This is a genomic window from Ruegeria sp. HKCCA5426, assembly GCF_013034585.1.
Classification (GTDB): Bacteria; Pseudomonadota; Alphaproteobacteria; order Rhodobacterales; family Rhodobacteraceae; genus Ruegeria.
Window position 1 is genome coordinate 326,805 of the sequence record NZ_WQGH01000002.1, and the last position, 16,992, is coordinate 343,796.

General features: G+C 58.2%; 20 protein-coding genes. 9 read left to right on the forward strand and 11 right to left on the reverse strand.

Features of this window, described 5'->3' with window-relative positions:
• Window positions 1-21: 21 nt before the first annotated feature.
• Window positions 22-627: a flavin reductase family protein gene (locus GOV87_RS04155; RefSeq protein ID WP_171210920.1), complete on the forward strand. Its 606-nt coding sequence runs from the start codon at window positions 22-24 to the stop codon at window positions 625-627.
• A gap of 139 nt (window positions 628-766) precedes the next feature.
• Here GOV87_RS04155 and GOV87_RS04160 read toward each other — a convergent pair whose 3' ends face one another.
• Window positions 767-2,401, reverse strand: a complete 1,635-nt coding sequence (locus tag GOV87_RS04160; protein WP_171210921.1) for a SulP family inorganic anion transporter — start codon at window positions 2,399-2,401, stop codon at window positions 767-769.
• A gap of 167 nt (window positions 2,402-2,568) precedes the next feature.
• Here GOV87_RS04160 and GOV87_RS04165 point away from each other — a divergent pair, with 167 nt between their 5' ends.
• Together GOV87_RS04165 and GOV87_RS04170 are read left to right on the forward strand one after the other, a co-directional pair.
• Complete coding sequence (locus GOV87_RS04165; RefSeq protein ID WP_171210922.1) at window positions 2,569-3,129, forward strand: hypothetical protein; 561 nt, start codon at window positions 2,569-2,571, stop codon at window positions 3,127-3,129.
• A 72-nt stretch (window positions 3,130-3,201) separates the two neighbouring features.
• A complete protein-coding gene (locus GOV87_RS04170) occupies window positions 3,202-4,074 on the forward strand; it encodes an S-methyl-5'-thioadenosine phosphorylase (protein ID WP_171210923.1) in 873 nt (290 codons plus the stop codon).
• Window positions 4,075-4,077: 3 nt separating this feature from the next.
• Here the strand turns inward: GOV87_RS04170 and GOV87_RS04175 are convergent, their stop codons facing one another.
• The gene (locus tag GOV87_RS04175; protein WP_171210924.1) at window positions 4,078-4,935 is read right to left on the reverse strand and encodes an alpha/beta hydrolase; all 858 of its coding nucleotides are present in this window, start codon (window positions 4,933-4,935) and stop codon (window positions 4,078-4,080) included.
• Between the two features lie 237 nt (window positions 4,936-5,172).
• Between GOV87_RS04175 and GOV87_RS04180 the strand changes: the two genes are divergently transcribed.
• Both GOV87_RS04180 and GOV87_RS04185 read left to right on the forward strand, forming a co-directional pair.
• The gene (locus tag GOV87_RS04180) at window positions 5,173-6,189 is read left to right on the forward strand and encodes a DUF418 domain-containing protein (RefSeq protein ID WP_171210925.1); all 1,017 of its coding nucleotides are present in this window, start codon (window positions 5,173-5,175) and stop codon (window positions 6,187-6,189) included.
• Between the two features lie 52 nt (window positions 6,190-6,241).
• Window positions 6,242-6,871 (forward strand): LysE family translocator, encoded by a 630-nt coding sequence (locus GOV87_RS04185; protein ID WP_171210926.1) that lies wholly within the window; start codon window positions 6,242-6,244, stop codon window positions 6,869-6,871.
• Between the two features lie 4 nt (window positions 6,872-6,875).
• Here the strand turns inward: GOV87_RS04185 and GOV87_RS04190 are convergent, their stop codons facing one another.
• On the reverse strand, window positions 6,876-7,049 hold the full coding sequence (locus GOV87_RS04190; RefSeq protein WP_219635839.1) for a hypothetical protein: 174 nt from the start codon (window positions 7,047-7,049) through the stop codon (window positions 6,876-6,878).
• A gap of 106 nt (window positions 7,050-7,155) precedes the next feature.
• Here GOV87_RS04190 and GOV87_RS20530 point away from each other — a divergent pair, with 106 nt between their 5' ends.
• The 3 genes from GOV87_RS20530 (at window position 7,156) to GOV87_RS04200 (ending at window position 8,562) form a co-directional block, all read left to right on the forward strand.
• Complete coding sequence (locus GOV87_RS20530; RefSeq protein WP_255431662.1) at window positions 7,156-7,290, forward strand: hypothetical protein; 135 nt, start codon at window positions 7,156-7,158, stop codon at window positions 7,288-7,290.
• A gap of 80 nt (window positions 7,291-7,370) precedes the next feature.
• Complete coding sequence (locus GOV87_RS04195) at window positions 7,371-7,910, forward strand: adenine phosphoribosyltransferase (protein ID WP_171121877.1); 540 nt, start codon at window positions 7,371-7,373, stop codon at window positions 7,908-7,910.
• A gap of 169 nt (window positions 7,911-8,079) precedes the next feature.
• Complete coding sequence (locus GOV87_RS04200; RefSeq protein ID WP_171210927.1) at window positions 8,080-8,562, forward strand: fasciclin domain-containing protein; 483 nt, start codon at window positions 8,080-8,082, stop codon at window positions 8,560-8,562.
• Here the strand turns inward: GOV87_RS04200 and GOV87_RS04205 are convergent, their stop codons facing one another.
• Entirely contained in the window at window positions 8,563-10,014 is a 1,452-nt protein-coding gene (locus GOV87_RS04205; RefSeq protein WP_171210928.1) for an FAD-binding oxidoreductase, read from the reverse strand.
• 38 nt (window positions 10,015-10,052) lie between these two features.
• Entirely contained in the window at window positions 10,053-10,874 is an 822-nt protein-coding gene (locus GOV87_RS04210) for an MBL fold metallo-hydrolase (protein WP_171210929.1), read from the reverse strand.
• A 541-nt stretch (window positions 10,875-11,415) separates the two neighbouring features.
• Between GOV87_RS04210 and GOV87_RS04215 the strand changes: the two genes are divergently transcribed.
• Window positions 11,416-11,634 carry a hypothetical protein gene (locus tag GOV87_RS04215; protein ID WP_171210729.1) on the forward strand — a complete coding sequence of 73 codons (219 nt, stop codon included), beginning with the start codon at window positions 11,416-11,418 and terminating at the stop codon, window positions 11,632-11,634.
• 106 nt (window positions 11,635-11,740) lie between these two features.
• On the opposite strand, the gene GOV87_RS04220 is transcribed toward GOV87_RS04215, so the two are convergent.
• The 6 genes from GOV87_RS04220 to GOV87_RS04245 are packed head-to-tail and all read right to left on the reverse strand — an operon-like array spanning window position 11,741 to window position 16,991.
• Window positions 11,741-12,139, reverse strand: a complete 399-nt coding sequence (locus GOV87_RS04220; RefSeq protein ID WP_171125668.1) for a cupin domain-containing protein — start codon at window positions 12,137-12,139, stop codon at window positions 11,741-11,743.
• A gap of 58 nt (window positions 12,140-12,197) precedes the next feature.
• The gene (locus GOV87_RS04225; RefSeq protein WP_171210930.1) at window positions 12,198-13,058 is read right to left on the reverse strand and encodes a phosphoenolpyruvate hydrolase family protein; all 861 of its coding nucleotides are present in this window, start codon (window positions 13,056-13,058) and stop codon (window positions 12,198-12,200) included.
• Between the two features lies 1 nt (window position 13,059).
• Window positions 13,060-14,268 (reverse strand): Tm-1-like ATP-binding domain-containing protein, encoded by a 1,209-nt coding sequence (locus tag GOV87_RS04230; protein ID WP_171210931.1) that lies wholly within the window; start codon window positions 14,266-14,268, stop codon window positions 13,060-13,062.
• Between the two features lie 11 nt (window positions 14,269-14,279).
• Window positions 14,280-14,999, reverse strand: a complete 720-nt coding sequence (locus GOV87_RS04235) for an ABC transporter ATP-binding protein (protein ID WP_171210932.1) — start codon at window positions 14,997-14,999, stop codon at window positions 14,280-14,282.
• Window positions 14,989-15,762 (reverse strand): ABC transporter ATP-binding protein, encoded by a 774-nt coding sequence (locus tag GOV87_RS04240; RefSeq protein ID WP_171210933.1) that lies wholly within the window; start codon window positions 15,760-15,762, stop codon window positions 14,989-14,991. Before GOV87_RS04240 ends, GOV87_RS04235 begins: the two co-directional genes overlap by 11 nt.
• The gene (locus GOV87_RS04245) at window positions 15,753-16,991 is read right to left on the reverse strand and encodes an ABC transporter substrate-binding protein (protein ID WP_171210934.1); all 1,239 of its coding nucleotides are present in this window, start codon (window positions 16,989-16,991) and stop codon (window positions 15,753-15,755) included. Before GOV87_RS04245 ends, GOV87_RS04240 begins: the two co-directional genes overlap by 10 nt.
• Window position 16,992: the final 1 nt, after the last annotated feature.

Here is a 16,992-nt window from a genome sequence, read left to right on the forward strand (position 1 = left end):
GGGCAAATGCTTGGAGACCACATGTTCTATCGCCCCGAAGACGGCCACGGCCTGCCACATAACCCCTTCAATGCCATCATAGCCCCGCGGCCCATCGGATGGATTTCTTCGCGAGACGTCGACGGGATAAACAACCTTGCGCCCTACTCGTTCTTTAACGGGGTTGCCTACACGCCCCCGCAGGTGATGTTCGCAACAACGGGCACAAAACATGATCAGGATGGTGGAAAAGACAGCGTCGCGAATATCGAGGCTACAGGGTTCTTCTGCGTCAATGTGGTTGCTCATGCACACAAAGACGCAATGAACGCCAGCTCAGCCGGGCTCGCGAAACACGTTGACGAATTCGAGCACGCAGGACTTACACCGATAGAGTGCGAAACGATCCCTTGCGCCCGTGTTGCGGACGCGCCTGCGGCGTTGGAATGCAAGCTCACCCAAATCGTGACGCTCCCCGGCGAGGCAAATCGCGTTGTGTTTGGGGAAGTTACCGGAATCCACCTGCGCGACGATTGTCTGAAAGACGGACTGTTCGATGTCACATCCTTCCAACCCCTGGCCCGGCTGGGGTATCGCGACTATTCGGTGGTCACCGACCTTTTCTCGCTGAATCGACCGGATGACTGAACGCGCAACAAGGGGGCTCTGCCCCCGCCGCCCTTGCAGGGCGACTCCCCCGGGATATTTCCAGCCAGATGAAGCGGGGGATCCGTACTTCATCTGGCTAGAAATATCCCGGAGCGCGAGGCAGAGCCTCGCAGAAGACTCAGTGACCGCCCAGAATTCCAGTTCGGACAGAATAGTCTACTGCGATTTCGTAATCCGGGTCATCGTCGCTATCGACCATCAGGTGACCTGCCTTGTTCAGCAGTTTGTGACAGTCGCGGCTGAGATGGCGCAGCATCACGCGCTTGCCGGCTGCCTCGTATTTGGCTGCGATGTTCTCGATGGCCTGCAATGCCGACTGGTCAACGACACGGCTTTCGGCAAAATCTACAATGACCGTTTCCGGGTCATTTGGAACATCGAACAGTTCGACGAACCCATCAGAAGACCCGAAGAAAAGCGGGCCCTGGATTTCATAGACCTTCGCACCTTTTTCGGTTTCGGATTCACGGGTGATAGCATGAATGCGCTTTGCGTTGTTCCAAGCGTAAGCCAGAGCCGAAACAATGACGCCGACGACAACAGCCACGGCTAGGTCTTCCATAACCGTAACAACAGTGACCAGAACGATGACGAATGCGTCCATCAGCGGCACCTTGCGCATGATATTGAACGAGTTCCAAGCGAAGGTACCGATCACAACCATGAACATCACACCTACCAGAGCCGCAAGCGGGATCTGCTCAATCAGGGGTGAGGCGAACAGGATGAAGACCAACAGGAACAAGGCCGCTGCGACCCCGGCGATACGTGTGCGGCCACCAGATTTCACGTTGATCATCGACTGGCCAATCATCGCGCAGCCGCCCATGCCGCCAAAGAACCCGGTGGCGACGTTCGCGACGCCCTGAGCGATACACTCCTGCGATGCACCGCCACGTTTTCCGGTGATTTCACCGACAAGGTTCAGGGTCAGCAGGGATTCGATCAGGCCAATGGCCGCAAGAATGACAGCATAGGGCAGAATGATTTCAAATGTTTCCCAGTTCAGCGGGACCATCGGAATGTGGAAGGGCGGCAGACCTCCCTCAATCGACGCCAGATCCCCGACGCGCGGAACGTCCAGACCAAAACCAATCACCAGAGCGGCCACCACGGCAATCCCCGCCAAGGGTGCGGGAACGACGCGGGTAATGCGTGGCATGATCCAGATCACCGCCATGGTCAGCGCCACAAGCCCCAACATGGTATAGAGTTGGAGGCCCGAGAGCCACTCTCCGCCGCCAACGCCATGGCCGGTGTTCTCCATTGTACCGGGCACTTTGAACTGGCCCAACTGCGCCAGAAAGATGACAATTGCCAGACCATTCACAAAGCCCAGCATGACCGGGTGCGGGACCAGTCGGATAAACCGGCCCCAGTGCATAGCCCCGGCAATCATTTGCAGAATGCCCATCAAGACCACCGTCGCGAACAGGTATTCCACCCCATGTTCAGCCACCAGCGCCACCATCACAACGGCCAAAGCACCAGTCGCACCTGAAATCATACCGGGTCGGCCACCGATCAGCGCCGTGATCAGGCCCACCATGAAGGCCGCGTAAAGCCCCACCAGCGGGTGCACGCCGGCGACAAACGCGAATGCCACCGCCTCGGGAACCAAAGCCAACGCGACCGTAAGGCCGGACAACAGCTCAATCCGCAACCGCGAGACCGTTAGACCCTCGTCCGGCACCCAACGCAGGTCGGGTTTGGCAATTCGAGAGGCAAAGCTTGCCAGCATAGCTCGGGGCATTGGTTGGTCCTGTCGGTCTGATCTATTCGCGCGAAAGGGGTCTTCTACCCGGCATTGCCCCGCAAAGCCACCGCGTCCAGTGGGAGGCTGGTATGCGCCAGGCGCATATCAGGTATCTCGCAAAGTCGTGAATTGAACAGTTGAACCACCGCAGGCACCTATGCGGCATGCGATGGTTGATCCTTTTCCTACTGGCCCCGATCACTGTGCTTGCACAAGACCTGCAGGGCAATGACACTGCCAGCAATTGGCGTGTGACGCATTTCGAATCCCACGGCGTTTGGAATTCGATCTGCGATGAACGCGAAGAATACGGTGCCTTGAAACAGCGGTGCTACATCCGGCGCGCCGAGGTCTTTTCCTATCGCCCAAATTTCGGGGCGCAGTACATATTCATCACACCGGCCCCCGACGGCGTGGAAATCGAGTTTGGTATTGAACCGGGTACGCTGTTCTCGCCCTCGGGCTTTCGCATTGATCGAGAACAGGGCGTTTCTTGGCGTACGCGCAGGCCGGGCTGCCTGACTGGGCTTGGCTGCACGTTCAAAGGGCCGCGCGCAGATGAAATCGTTCAGGCGATGCTGGAGGGCGATGAATATCGCTTTGTTTTCCGCGACCGGCACGGGCAGGCGCAGGACCTGACTTGGCCGTTGCAAGAATTCGACGCAGCCTGGCAGGATTTTCAACAGCAGGCGCAAGCTCGTAACCTGTTGACGTCACAGCATTAGGCATTCCCTCTTGTCAATCAGAACGACACAGCCCACAAATCCAGATGCAGCCATCTCAACCGGAGAATTCACGTGACCCAAACCAAGATTGCAGTCATTGGCGGATCAGGCATCTACGACATCGACGGGCTGGAGAACGCCGAATGGGTCACCGTTGAAACCCCTTGGGGTGACCCTTCAGATCAAATCCTGACCGGATCGTTGTGTGGCGTGGGCATGGCATTTCTGCCCCGTCACGGGCGGGGTCACGTTCATTCGCCAACCGATGTGCCTTATCGCGCCAATATCGACGCGCTGAAACGTCTGGGCGTGACGGATGTGATCTCGGTATCTGCCTGCGGGTCGTTCCGCGAACATATGGCGCCGGGTGACTTCGTGATCGTCGATCAGTTCATTGATCGGACCTTTGCACGGGAAAAAAGCTTCTTCAGTTCGGGTTGCGTCGCCCATGTCAGTGTCGCCCACCCGACCTGCCCGCGCCTGTCGGATGCGTGTGAAACAGCAGGCAAAGCCGCTGGTATCAATATCCATCGCGGCGGAACCTATCTGGCCATGGAGGGACCGCAATTCTCGACTCTGGCAGAATCCAAGATGTATCGGGAACAGTGGGGCTGCGACGTGATCGGCATGACCAACATGCCCGAAGCCAAACTCGCGCGCGAAGCCGAGCTTTGTTATGCATCAATCGCGATGGTCACTGACTATGACAGTTGGCACCCCGACCATGGTGAGGTCGACGTGACATCAATTATCGCAACGCTGACAGGCAATGCCGAGAAAGGCCGCGCGTTGGTCAAAGGTCTGCCGAACCTGCTGGGGGCCCAGCGCGCACCATGTCCGCACGGATGTGACCGGGCACTGGAATACGCCATCCTAACTGCGCCTGACAAACGCGACCCGGCGTTGCTTGCCAAGTTGGATGCTGTTGCCGGGCGCGTGCTCTGACGCTTATTGCGCCAGCGTTTGCTGAACTTCATCCCACAGCCCGTGGGACCACAGGTCGTTATGGCTGCCCTCCGGGATAACGTGAAGCTGCGCGGTGTCGCCTGCCATGTCAGCCAGTGCCTGACCGTGATGCAACGGAACCGTTTCATCTTCGGTTCCGTGAAAGATCAGGGTGGGCACGGTAACGCGGTCGATTAAGTCTCGGGTCGCGAACTGATCTTTCATCAAAAGAGAAACCGGAAGGAACGGATACCGTTCTGCGGCCACGTCGACAGTTGCAGTAAATGGTGCCTCCAACACCAAGAGTTGCGCATTGGGACGCTGTTCCGCCACGGCTGCGGCAACACCCGTGCCAAGGCTTTGGCCATGCAGCACGACATCCGCGCCCTCGCCCGCCAATTTGTCGTACATCTGGATTGCGTCCGCTATCAGCGCAGGCTCGGATGGTTCGCCCTCGCTGCCGGGATAGCCGCGATAGCTGGGGGCGAACAGACCAAAGCCGCTATTGAGAATCTCGCGCATGCGATCCGCACGATCCCCCAGATTTCCGGTTTGGCCATGAAAAAACAGGACCGTCGGTGCACCTTCTGTTGCCGGAGGCGCGCTCCACGCTGTCAGGACTGCGCCGTCTGCCATCGGGAGTGAGATCACATCCACATCGGCCAGACCGACTGCGCGGGGCTCTGGCAGGTCTCCGTCCGGCTTGAACAGCAGAGATTGCTGGTTGAGGTACATATACCCAACGATGCCAGCGTAGACCGCTGCACCAAGGACGACCGCCAAAATCAGAACGCTCTTGAATACTGCGGACCTTCCCTCGCGCTTGAACACAGTCGCGGTTTCGTTGTGCGTGTCGGTCATTGCTCTCCTCCCGGTTAGGTGCCGGATGATCTGAGTTTGGGGGAGCTGCCGCTCGTTTCAAGGTTCAGGCGCACGGCTTAATACAATCTTTAAATTGTTACCGATACGCCAGACGCCCGGCCAATTCGCAGTCAGCCGTTGAAACTGCGTAGCTGACCTCCCGATTTGTTTACTGACCGCAGCCCCAGTTGCGCCACAAAGTTGCGACAAGCAGGGGCAGTTGAGGCAAGGACAGACATGAAACGACTTGAGGCATTAGACGCCGCTCGCTTTCTGGCATTTTGCGGCATGGTTTTGGTAAACTTCCGTATCGCCGCGCAGGTGGCGCGCAGCAATGACTGGGCAGCCGCCTTTGTCGATGCGCTGGAAGGGCGCGCGGCTGCGCTGTTCGTCATTCTGGCCGGGGTAGGCGTGGGTCTGTCCAGCGTCGCGGCTTCTGTCCTGTTGCGGCGCGCAGCATTTCTGTTTGTGCTGGGCCTGATCAACATGACCGTGTTCGATGCCGATATCCTGCATTTTTACGCGCTGTATTTCGTGGTGGGCGCTGCGTTTCTGACCTCGACAACACGCGGCCTATGGGTGGGCGCGCTTGTAATCGTCGGTCTGGCAATCGCGGCGAACCTTGTATTCGACTATGATCGCGGGTGGGATTGGGCCACGCTGACATATACAGACCTTTGGACAATGCCGGGGTTCATGCGCAACACGCTGTTCAACGGCTGGCACCCCGTTCTTCCTTGGGCCGCGTTCCTTTTGATTGGAATGGCGATCGGTCGGTCAGAGCTAAACACAATCTGCATTCAGCATCGTCTGATCATGTGGGGGTTTGGTGCGGCTGTACTGGCTGCATTCCCTCAGATTCTAGTGTCTGACCCCGAACTTGCGACCTATCTGGGGACTGAGTCCATTCCGCCGGGGCCGTTCTACATCCTCGCGGGAAGTGGCACATCCTGCATGGCAATCGGGTTACTTTTGAAACTTTGGCCACGGATTGAAAAATCCGGTCTCGCCCCTGCCCTCACCGCGCCCGGACGGATGAGCCTGACGCTGTATATGGCGCATATCCTGATCGGAATGGGCATTCTAGAGGCCGCCGGACTTCTGAACGGTTCGCTATCCGCGCTGCAAATCGTAACTTATGCGCTTGGGTTTTGCGCCGTGTCATCGGTTTTTGCGGTGATATGGGCGCGCAAATTCAAACGCGGCCCGCTTGAAGCGCTGATGCGCCGTGTTACCGAGCCTCGCCGGGCTTGACCTTCGCGCTTGGGCAAGGCTTGGTGTCACGACTGTCCCGAAAGGAACCCTCATGTCCCTAGAGCTTTGGCTGGCGTTTGTCGCTGCATCAACAGCACTGTTGCTGATCCCTGGACCGACTGTTCTGCTGGTTCTCAGCTACGCTTTGTCAAAAGGTCGAAGTGTCGCCGTTGCATCGGCCACTGGTGTGGCGTTGGGGGATCTTGTGGCAATGACGGCCTCGTTGCTTGGACTGGGCGCGCTGGTTCTGGCCTCAGCTACACTATTTTCTGTTCTGAAATGGGTTGGCGCGGCGTATCTGGTTTGGCTGGGGATAAAACTGCTGCGCAGCGCCCCGTCTGGCGGGCTGGAAACCGTGGAATCTGGGCGGGATGTCACGGCGCGCAGCGTGTTTGGCCATGCCGCCGCCGTCACCGCCCTGAACCCCAAGTCCATCGCATTCTTTATTGCGTTCGTGCCGCAGTTTCTGCGCCCGTCAGAGCCTTTGGGCCCTCAGTTCGCAATTCTGATCGCCACCTTCGTGGGCTTGGCCTGGCTCAACGCGCTGGCCTATGCGCTGTTGGCTGATCGGTTGCGCGTTATGATCGGACGCGCGGGCGTCATCACCGCAATTACACGGTTCGGCGGATTGACCTTAATCGGTATGGGTGTGGCGACCGCGATATTACGTCGCCCGGCCTGACCCGTCAGTCGCTGGCGTTTTCCTTCATGAAGCCGCGAATGAACCGACGGATTTCCCGTGCGGCCGACGTATCCAATTCCTTGCACAACTCGACAAAAGCGTCGCGTTCATCCTTATCCAGGCGCAAGACCAATTGACTGTTTTTCTTAGTAGAACCCTTGCCGTCTTTCTTTCCCACGCGCTTTGTCCCCATCAAAACCTTGATTCTTTAAGCGATGCATTGTATATACATAGCATAGAAGATGTAGTTATCGAGCAACTAACAACAAAATAGGATTATGGCAATGAACCTTCACGCAGCTCAGGCATTTCTGTTGCGAGATCAGCGTAACTGGCGCAAACCTCACCTCTCGTGGCTGCCTGCCGCATTGTATCGTTATTACGGGTTGCCGAACTCGGTTTCGAAAAACCGCAAGTAATGCGGCGGCAATCTTTTCTTGCATGACCGATGCCAATGGGCCAAACAGCCCAGCGTGTTTTCACGCCAAAGGGGTTGGACATGTCCAGAAACAAGTCGGTCAAGGATTACATACGAACAATCGTTGATTTCCCGCATGAAGGGATCATGTTCCGCGATGTCACGACGCTGTTTGCTGACCCTCGCGGGTTCCGCATGGCCATCGACCAGATGCTGCACCCCTATGCAGGAGAACAGATCGACAAGGTCGTCGGGCTTGAGGCACGCGGCTTTATTCTGGGTGGGGCAATCGCACACCAACTTAGCGTTGGCTTTGTGCCGATCCGAAAAAAGGGCAAGCTGCCGGGGACCACAATCAGCCAAGATTATAAGCTGGAATACGGCGAGGCGATTGTCGAAATCCACGATGATGCCATCCAGCCCGGCGAAAAGATCCTGGTTGTGGACGATCTTCTGGCAACTGGCGGAACCGCCGCAGCCGGTATCAAGCTGATCGAGCGGCTGGGCGGTGAGATCGTTTCGTGCTCGTTCATCATCGACCTTCCCGAATTGGGGGGCCGCAAAGTGCTGGAAGACATGGGTATGGATGTGCACGTTCTATGCGAATTCGAAGGGCTTTAGCGGTCAACCGATCACAGAATCGTGAGTGGAAACTTCAGCTCAGGCTGGCTTAGCGCCGGCCTGCCCTAGATCAACCCGACAAGATAGACATATTCAATGATCCTGTTTCGAGGGTTCACCGTACCCCTGTTGATGCCGCTGAAGGCATGCCAACAAGGGAAAGTCTATCATGTTTCGCAAACTCGCAATCGCTGGCGTAGCAAGCCTGTTCGTCTCATCAACCGCTTTCGCGGATGGTCACTCGAAAGACATCGTTGACACAGCCGTCGGTGCCGGCAGCTTTGAAACTCTTGTCGCTGCGGTTCAGGCGGCTGAACTGGTCGATACCCTGAAGGGCGAAGGCCCCTTCACGGTATTCGCGCCAAATGACGAGGCCTTTGCAGCCCTGCCCGAGGGCACGGTTGAAACCTTGCTCAAGCCCGAAAATAAAGACCAACTGGTTGCCATCCTCACCTACCACGTGGTTCCCGGCAAAGTCATGTCAGGGGACCTGTCCGATGATATGAAGGCCGCCACAGTCCAAGGAGGAGAGATTACGATCGACCTGGACAATGGCGTCATGATCAATGACGCATCGGTCGTTCAGGCGGATATCGAAACGTCGAACGGCGTGATCCATGTGATCGACAAGGTCATTCTGCCCGACTCGTAATTACCTTCTAGCGGTCCGGGTGATCCCGGGCCGCTCTAACGTCTTCAACACCGCACCGGGGTTCATGATCCCTTTCGGATCAAGCGCCGCCTTTATGGCGCGCATCGCGTCCAGCTTGACCGGGTCTCCGTATCTTTCCAGATCCCCCACTTTCAGACGCCCTACGCCATGCTCCGCGCTCACGGATCCACCGAACGCGTGCACAAGGTCATGGACCGCGCCTTTGATTTCGGCTCTCACCCCATCAAATTCTGATCGGTCACGTCCCTGCGTAGGGAAGACGTTGTAATGCAGGTTGCCGTCGCCCAGATGCCCAAAGCAGTTGATGCGAAAGCGACCTATCTTTTCGATCACACCCGCGCCTCTGCGAATAAACTCAGGTATCTCAGCGATCGGGACCGAGATATCGTGGCTGGACACCGACCCGATTAACCTGTTGGCCTCGGGAATATGTTCGCGAACAGACCAAAGGTCCATACGCTGCGCTTCACTTTGCGCGATCACTGCATCCACGACCAGATTTCGCGCATCCGCCGCTTCATAGAGACTTTCAAGTGCATCCATTGGCGACTGCCCGGCAGACAACCCGACCTCGATTAATACAGACCACTCAGGATGCGCGGCGAACGGCTGTCGGATGTCGGGCAAAACCTCGGACAGGAATTGCAAACCCTGGCGGTGGATCAACTCAAACGCGCTGACGCTGTCGCCCATCTGGTCGCGGGCCAAAGCCAGCAGATCAATCGCCGCTTCGGGTGAGGCCACCTGCACCATCGCAGTTCCGGCGGCTGCCGGACGCGGAAACAGCTTTAGCGATGCTGCCGTGATGATCCCCAGCGTACCCTCGGCCCCAATCAGCAGGTTGCGCAGGTCGTACCCGGCGTTGTCTTTCCGCAGGCGGCTTAGGCCATTCCAAATCTCGCCGTTCGGCAAGACGGCCTCCAGACCCAGACAAAGATCACGCGCATTGCCGTAGCGCAGCACATTGACCCCGCCCGCGTTGGTTGCAAGGTTCCCACCAATCCTGCAAGACCCCTGCGCCGCCAGCGACAGTGGAAAAATACGGTTCTGACGCTGCGCAGCCAATTGAACATCTGCCAGAATTGCACCCGCCTCGGCAATCATCAGGTTTTCAGCAGGATAGACGGCTCGGATGGCGGACATCCGCTCCAGCGAAACAAGCAACGGGGCCAGGCCGTCGGGCATGATCTGGCCACCAACCAGCCCCGTACCGCCACCATACGGAACTACCGGTACAATCGCCTCTGACGCCAACCGAACCAGAGTCGAAACCTCCTGAACCGACCGCGGCAGGGCCAACAGCCCGGCCTTACCGTGGAACCGGCGGCGAGGTTCCTCAACATATCGTTCGGATACGGGTCGCAGCACATCGACACCCAAAGCGGCGCGAATGCGATGGGCAAAGGTATCATCTGCCGGGTTCAGTCTCATGCCCTTTCCATGCCCAAGCCGCGCCTGCGCCACAAGCCCTATTCCAGATCGATCAGGTATTGCGGCTCCAGAACAACAACGGTTGGCCGGTCGGGAAGTGTCTTCAAAGACACCGTAATTTCCGAAACCCCGTCCCGCTGCATAGGGAATTCATCGCGGATATCGACCAGAAACCGATCCAGCGAAAAGCCCGAAAACCAGTGCATCGGAATAATGACCGAGCTTTTCAACCGTTTCAGCACCTGGATCATATCCGGCAATGGCATGGTCGTACCACCATCCACGGCGGCCATTACCACGTCCAACCGGCCCAGCGCCGCGAATTGTTCGTCTGACGGAACATGATGCAGATGACCCAGATGCCCGATGCACAGCCCTTCGACCTCGAATACGAAGATGGAATTGCCGCGTTCTTCGATACCACTATAGGCCGAGCGGATGTCGGTTGAGACATTGCGCACCAGCATCTCACCCAGATCAAGGTAATGGTCGATACCTTGCCCGAACTCTCCCCAACCGGGCAGAACGTGCGGAATGGCTGGATCAGGATGAGCGGTCCAGTGGGTGCTATGGGCGTGATTCATGGTGACAATGTCAGGAATCAGATCAGCACCGCCAATGAAGCCGGTGAAATCCGTCACCGCGTTCAATCCACCCTGCGTCTGAATCAGGAAAGAGGCATGAGCGACATAGCTGATCCGAACCGAAAATTCGGGAACCGGGTCCTGCCACGAAGCCTTATGAACATATTCAATCCCCGGCGCCGTGTCGGCGATGGCAATACAGTGGCTGGGCCGTCGTTCCTGCGCCACCGCCCCACCCGAGATCACCAACAATGCCGCTGCTACCGTCCAACGCATGACTTGATTGTAGCGCAAGCGTTCGCCAAGTCATGCCCCTTGTTCTTCTGTTCAAAAATACTTCGGGGGAGGTGCGGCTTGCCGCGACGGGGGTAGCGCCCCCTACCCCGTTCGATCGGTACACTTCTCCTAAGGTCGAGAAACCATCGCCCGTGAATGCGATCGCTAAGACAACGCCCCAAGCGCAAACGCCAAATTCTACCCTGAACGGCCAGTCGCCGCTGGATAGGCGGCAAGGGACGCTTCAATAGTGCCAGTCTCACTTATTCCGGAATTCCAGCTGCGCGTATTCGCTCATCAATCCTATCAGCATGACGGTTGTAGTTCCGGTTTTGCAGAAACAACGATCGGTATCTGCTGACCGAGGCGTCCGGCCACCTTGCAAAAAGCTCACGCTTCGCCACAGCACACGCCTGCTCTTCACCAGCTTCGTGCAAACAAGTTACGAATTGGACGTATGTCGAGAAAATCGTCGGGTATTGGGCAAGTGCCGCGCGACCATGCGAAAGGTACTCAACGCCAGGTCGGTTGGAGTAGAAAATTGAACAACACATGGCGAGATGAGCTCGGAATGCCAGTGGGTCGCGCGGGCAAAGACAAATGGCGTGCGCGGCGCTCCGGTAATGCACGTCTCCAAGAAGACGGGCAACATTCGCGCCGTGCCTTTGTTGTTAAAGACGCAGAGATGAATGGCACAGTAAGATACCTTGGCGTCGAACTCGAAGATGCCTTGGCAATAAAGGTGGCCATTGAAATCTGAGCCTCCCGCAACGATCCAGCGTCTTGGCCTACGTGCCAAATTCTGAAAATCTTTGGGTATCGCTCACCCGTGACTGTCGCTGGTGCTTGAGGCTTTTGCCGCGGACTTACCGCAGACCGTTCCAAGGCGCTTGATCCGCGACGTCTTCGATCTCGTACCCCATTTCTCCGACGCATGGTCCCAAAATGGCCAGAAGCGTTGCATCATGATCACCAATGTTAAAAGTGGCGTGGACCACGTCTGCGCCGATAAAAACCGAATCCCCCGGTCCCATCTCGCGCTTTTCCTCACCAAGCCACTGCTCGACCTTGCCTGCGACGCAATAGATAACCTCTTCCTGATCGGGGTGCTTGTGAAAATCGTGGCCATGCCCCGGCGCAAGGCTGACCTCAATCACAGTGAGTTGCCCTGCACCTGTTGCGGGCGGATTGCTCATCCATTTCAACTTGCCCCAATCAAGCGTTTCCTGCGGTGTCTCCGCCGACAGCATGAATTTTCCGATCATCCCAATTCTCCGGTAGTGTTTTGGTTTCGAAATACTTCTGAACCTTGTGGCTTTGTCGTCAAGCGACTCCTTTGGAGCGTTCCGCACCCCGCCGCAGGTTGCCGAACTCGGCGGTCTGGGCTGTGATCGCCCGTTCGGTCGGCAGACGCTCCATTGATGATGCACCGTAAAAACCGTGGCAATCCGGGCAGAGGTCAAGGAATCTCTGTGCGTCCTCCGGCTCGGCCAGCGGACCGCCATGGCAGATAAAGATCAGGTCATCGCGATAGGTCCGCGCCGCTGCGGCCCATTCGTCGTAAAGCCGCGCACATTCTTCAATATCGGGTGCGCTGTCGCCTGCCCCGATTGATCCGCCTGTGGTCAGGCCGAAATGCGCCACGATCACATCCGCGCCCGCCTTGGCCATCTCGGCGGCGTTGTCGGCACTGAACACGTAGGGCGTTGTCAACAGATCGCGCTCATGCGCCTTGGCGATCATCTCGACCTCCATGTCATAGGACATGCCCGTAGCCTCAAGTTCGCGCCGGAAGCGGCCGTCAATGATGCCGACGGTGGGAAAGTTCTGCACGCCCGCGAACCCCATTGCCCCCAGATCGTCCAGAAACTTATCCATCAAACAGAATGGGTCGGTGGCGTTCACACCTGCCAAGACCGGCGTGTTTTTCACAACGGGCAGCACCTCACGCCCCATGTCGACCACGATTTCATTGGCGTTCCCGTAAGACATGTACCCCGCCAGCGACCCGCGACCGGCCATGCGATAACGGCCCGAGTTGTAGATGACGATCAGGTCGATGCCGCCGGCCTCTTCACATTTGGCGGATAGGCCAGTACCTGCACCGCCTCCGACAATGACCTGATCTGCTGCGATTTTGGCCCGCAGGCGGCCAAGGATTTCTGCGCGTCCTGTGACTGCCATCTCAATTGTCCTTCCGGTTGTAAATTTCGTTGAAATTGCTGATCGCGGCCTCGGCAAAGGCGGGATCGTTGATATGCAGATCCAGCTCGACAAGTTGCCGGTCAGGAGTCTGGACCACCGTGTCGCGCAGCGCCTGGAACAGTGCCTCATTTGCCGCTGGATCGTAGAAAGCACCGCCTTCGATATCCAGCGCCGAGACCCCACGCAGAGGCAGCAGGAAGCGCACCGGCCCCTCACAGGCGTTTAGCTTGTTGCCTATCCATACACCGATCTGGGCGCATTCCTCGGGGGTCGAGCGCATCAGCGTGACCTGCGCGTTGTGATGATAAAAGTTGCGGCCTTTGAATTGCGCGGGCACCGAGTCGGGGGACCAGAAATTCGCCATGTCCAACGCCCCGCACGAGCCGACATAAGGCAGTTTGCTACGCGCAATGCTGTCGAGACGCTCCTCACCCGCGCTGAGGAAACCGCCTACGATCAAGTCGCAAATCTCGGTCGTCGTGATATCCAGCACGCCCTCCACGTCGCCCTGATCGACCAGTTGTTCCATCGACCGCCCACCGCTGCCGGTGGCGTGAAAAACAAGGCAATCGTAATCGTCGGACAACCCTTCAGTGATGGCCTGAACGGCTGGGGTCGTGACACCGAACATCGACAGAACCAGAGCGGGGCGGTCATCCGTGGCCTCTGGCACCTGATTGGCCATCATACCGGCTAGCGCGTGCGCCGCGTTGCCCAGCAGTTTGCGCGACACACGGTTCAGACCGGATACATCCGTTACCGGGTGGAACATGTTCACATCTGATGCGCCCACATAGGCTGAGACATCGCCCGACGCGAGCGTCGAGACCAGCACCTTGGGCACCCCGATCGGCAATGCCTGCATGGCAGGCGCGATGATGCCGGACCCGCCCGAGCCGCCTAGACCGATGATGCCGCCCAGATCTTCTCTGCCCAATACAAAGGCAGTAAGTGCCCGCGACATCTCGGTCACAGCCTGCCCGCGATCATTTACAAACACCGCCGCCGGACCGTCGGGATGGCAGGCCGCGACACTGGCAGCCGTGACATCCACACCAGCCTCGCCGCCTTTGGTGCCGACATTGACCAGCACAGTTTCGATGCCCGCCGCGTCGATCAGATCACGCACGTATGCCAGCTCTGGCCCTTTGGTATCGGCAGTGCCGATCACGTAAGCTCTTTTTGTCATCCTTCCCTCCCTTAGCCCGACTGGCCCGGTTCCAGCCCCAGATGGCGCTTTTGCATTGCTGGATCGTTTTCCAGCGCCTCTGCCGTCATCCGTTCGACCACCTCTCCTCCGACCATGAGGGCCACGTCCTGCACAGCGGCAAGCGCCGCGTGCATGTTCTGTTCAACCAGTAACACCGCGATGCCTTCGCTTGCGATCAACTCGATCAGATCAATCACGTCCGAGACAATTGCCGGGGCCAGCCCCTCGGTCGGTTCATCCAAAACCATCAGGCGCGGGTTCAGCAGCAGCGCGCGACCGATGGCCAGCATCTGCTGTTCGCCCCCGGACAACCTGTTGCCAAGGTTGCGGCGACGCTCCTTGAGGCGCGGAAAGGTCTCGTACACGCGGTCAATCGACCAGGTGCCGCCTTTACGTTCGACGATCTTGAGATGTTCCTCGACTGTCAGCGACCGGAACACCCGCCGTCCTTGCGGCACATAGCCGATGCCCATCTGCGCGCGCTTCTCAGGCGGCAGACCGGTCATATCCACACCGTCAAACCGAATTTCCCCCGCCGAATGCGGGTGCAGGCCCATGATCGCGTTGCACAGGCTGGTCTTGCCCATTCCGTTGCGCCCAAGAATGCCCAAAGGGCGGGTACCGAGGTTCAGATCAACCCCGTGCAGCACATGACTAGAGCCATAGCGCAGGTCTACCCCGCGAATTTCCAGCAAAGCGTCAGTGGCCATGAGCACCCCCGATATAGACGCGGTGCACATCTTCGTTGCGCATGATCTCATCCGGTGAGCCCTCGGCCAGCAACCGCCCGTTATAAAGGACCGAAACGCTTTCCGAGGTTTGCAATGCGATATCCATATCGTGTTCGATCAGCACTACGGTCACGTCCTCGGGCAAGGACATCAGAAGCGCGCTGAGTTTCGGACGTTCAGCAGGCGAAAGCCCCGCCGCCGGTTCATCCAACAGCAATATTTTCGGGTCTTCGGCCAATGCGATCCCGATCTCCAATTGCCGCCGTTGTCCGTGGCTGAGTTCCGAGGTCTCGCGGTCCAGCACATCAGCAACACCGGCAACCTCGGCCAGCCGTTCGGCCTCGGCCAGGCGGGCATCGCCGGCGCGCAAAGGCATTACCTGCCGCCAACTGCCCCGCAGCCCGGCGACAGCCAGAAACAGCGTGTCACGCACAGTCAGGCCGTTGAAAAGATGGGCGTGCTGGTAGGTCCGGCGCAGCCCGCGTTGAATTCTCTTGTTGATCGGCTCTCGCGTTACACTGTCACCAAACAGGGTGATCTGGCCGGTCGTGGCGCTGGTATCTCCGGTCAGAACGTTAAACAGGCTGGTCTTGCCCGCCCCGTTCGGCCCCAGGATCGCGCGACGCTCGCCGGGGCGGACGGTCAGGTCGATATCCTGAACCGCCCAGAACCCGCCGAAGCGTTTGCCAATGCCCCGGACCTCCAGGGCATTGGCCGTGCTATGTGAGTGGTTTACGGGCACGAGGGGTTGTCCCGGCTGACCGGACCCGAGGCCAGGAAGACCTCTTCGTCCTGTCCCAGAAGCTGATCCACATCGCGCACAACCTTGACCACACGGTTGCCCAGCGAGCCGTCTTCACGCTCGTAGACTTCGGTCACAAAGTTGTCGATCACACCATTGCGGTTCTTGTCCAGCCGCATCGTGCCGCCGGTGGGGGTGGTAAAGGTCAAATCGTTCAGCGCTGCACGGAAGGCAGCATGATCGTCCGACAGATCACCATCAACCTCGTCCAGAGCCAGCATCGCGGCCTTGGCGCTCATGTAGTAGTGATGCGCAAAAATCGAAGGGGCCGAGAAGCCGTCTGGGAAGGCTTCGGTATAGCTGGCGGTAAAGGCTTTCCATTCGTCACCGTCATAATCGCCGACGGTCGGGGTGCCCGCAGGTGCACCGACCAGCAGTTTCTTGAACGGGCCTTTGCTGTCCAAAATGGACTGGTCGATAGTGATCGAACCGCCGATGATTGGCTTGTCACCACCCGCCTGACTGTACTGGGTCAGGAAGTTGACCGCATCCGCGCCACCCAGCGCCACGAACAGCGCATCGACATCCTGTGGGATCGAGTAGACGACCGAGGAGTAATCTTTGTTGCCGATGGGCGTCCAGAATTTCTCAGGGACCTTACCGCCCGCCTCGCAGAACTCAGTCATGAAACCCAGAACCTGCGTGTATGGGAAGGAATAGTCCTCGGCGATCACAGCCACGGATTTGTAGCCCATATCGTTGAAGGCGTAATCGCCGACGCCGACCATCCACTGTGCGCCATCACCCCCAAAACGGTAGAAGTTGTCAGAGCTGTCGCGCAGCGTCGTATCTTGCGCGGCTGACGATCCGTTCAGGAAGGTAACGCCGGGATAAGATTTCGACAGATCCCGCAGCGCCAGACCTTCGGACCCGGATAGCGGGCCAACGATGATGTCAACACCGTCCTGTTCGATCAGCTTACGGGCCGCGTTCACGGCGCTGTCGGGGCTGGCGTCGGACGACATGGTGATGACTTCGATCTTGTTGCCATCGACCTCGCCACCGGTTTCCAGAACCGCCAGTTCAGCGCCCCGGATACCGTCCTGACCGAGCGCGGCAAACGCGCCTTCCAGGATCGAGATCACTCCAACTTTGACGTCTTCGGCAGAGGCCGGGACCGCCATTGCGCAGAGCGCCAGCGCGGATGCAGCCATTTTGAGCTTATTCATT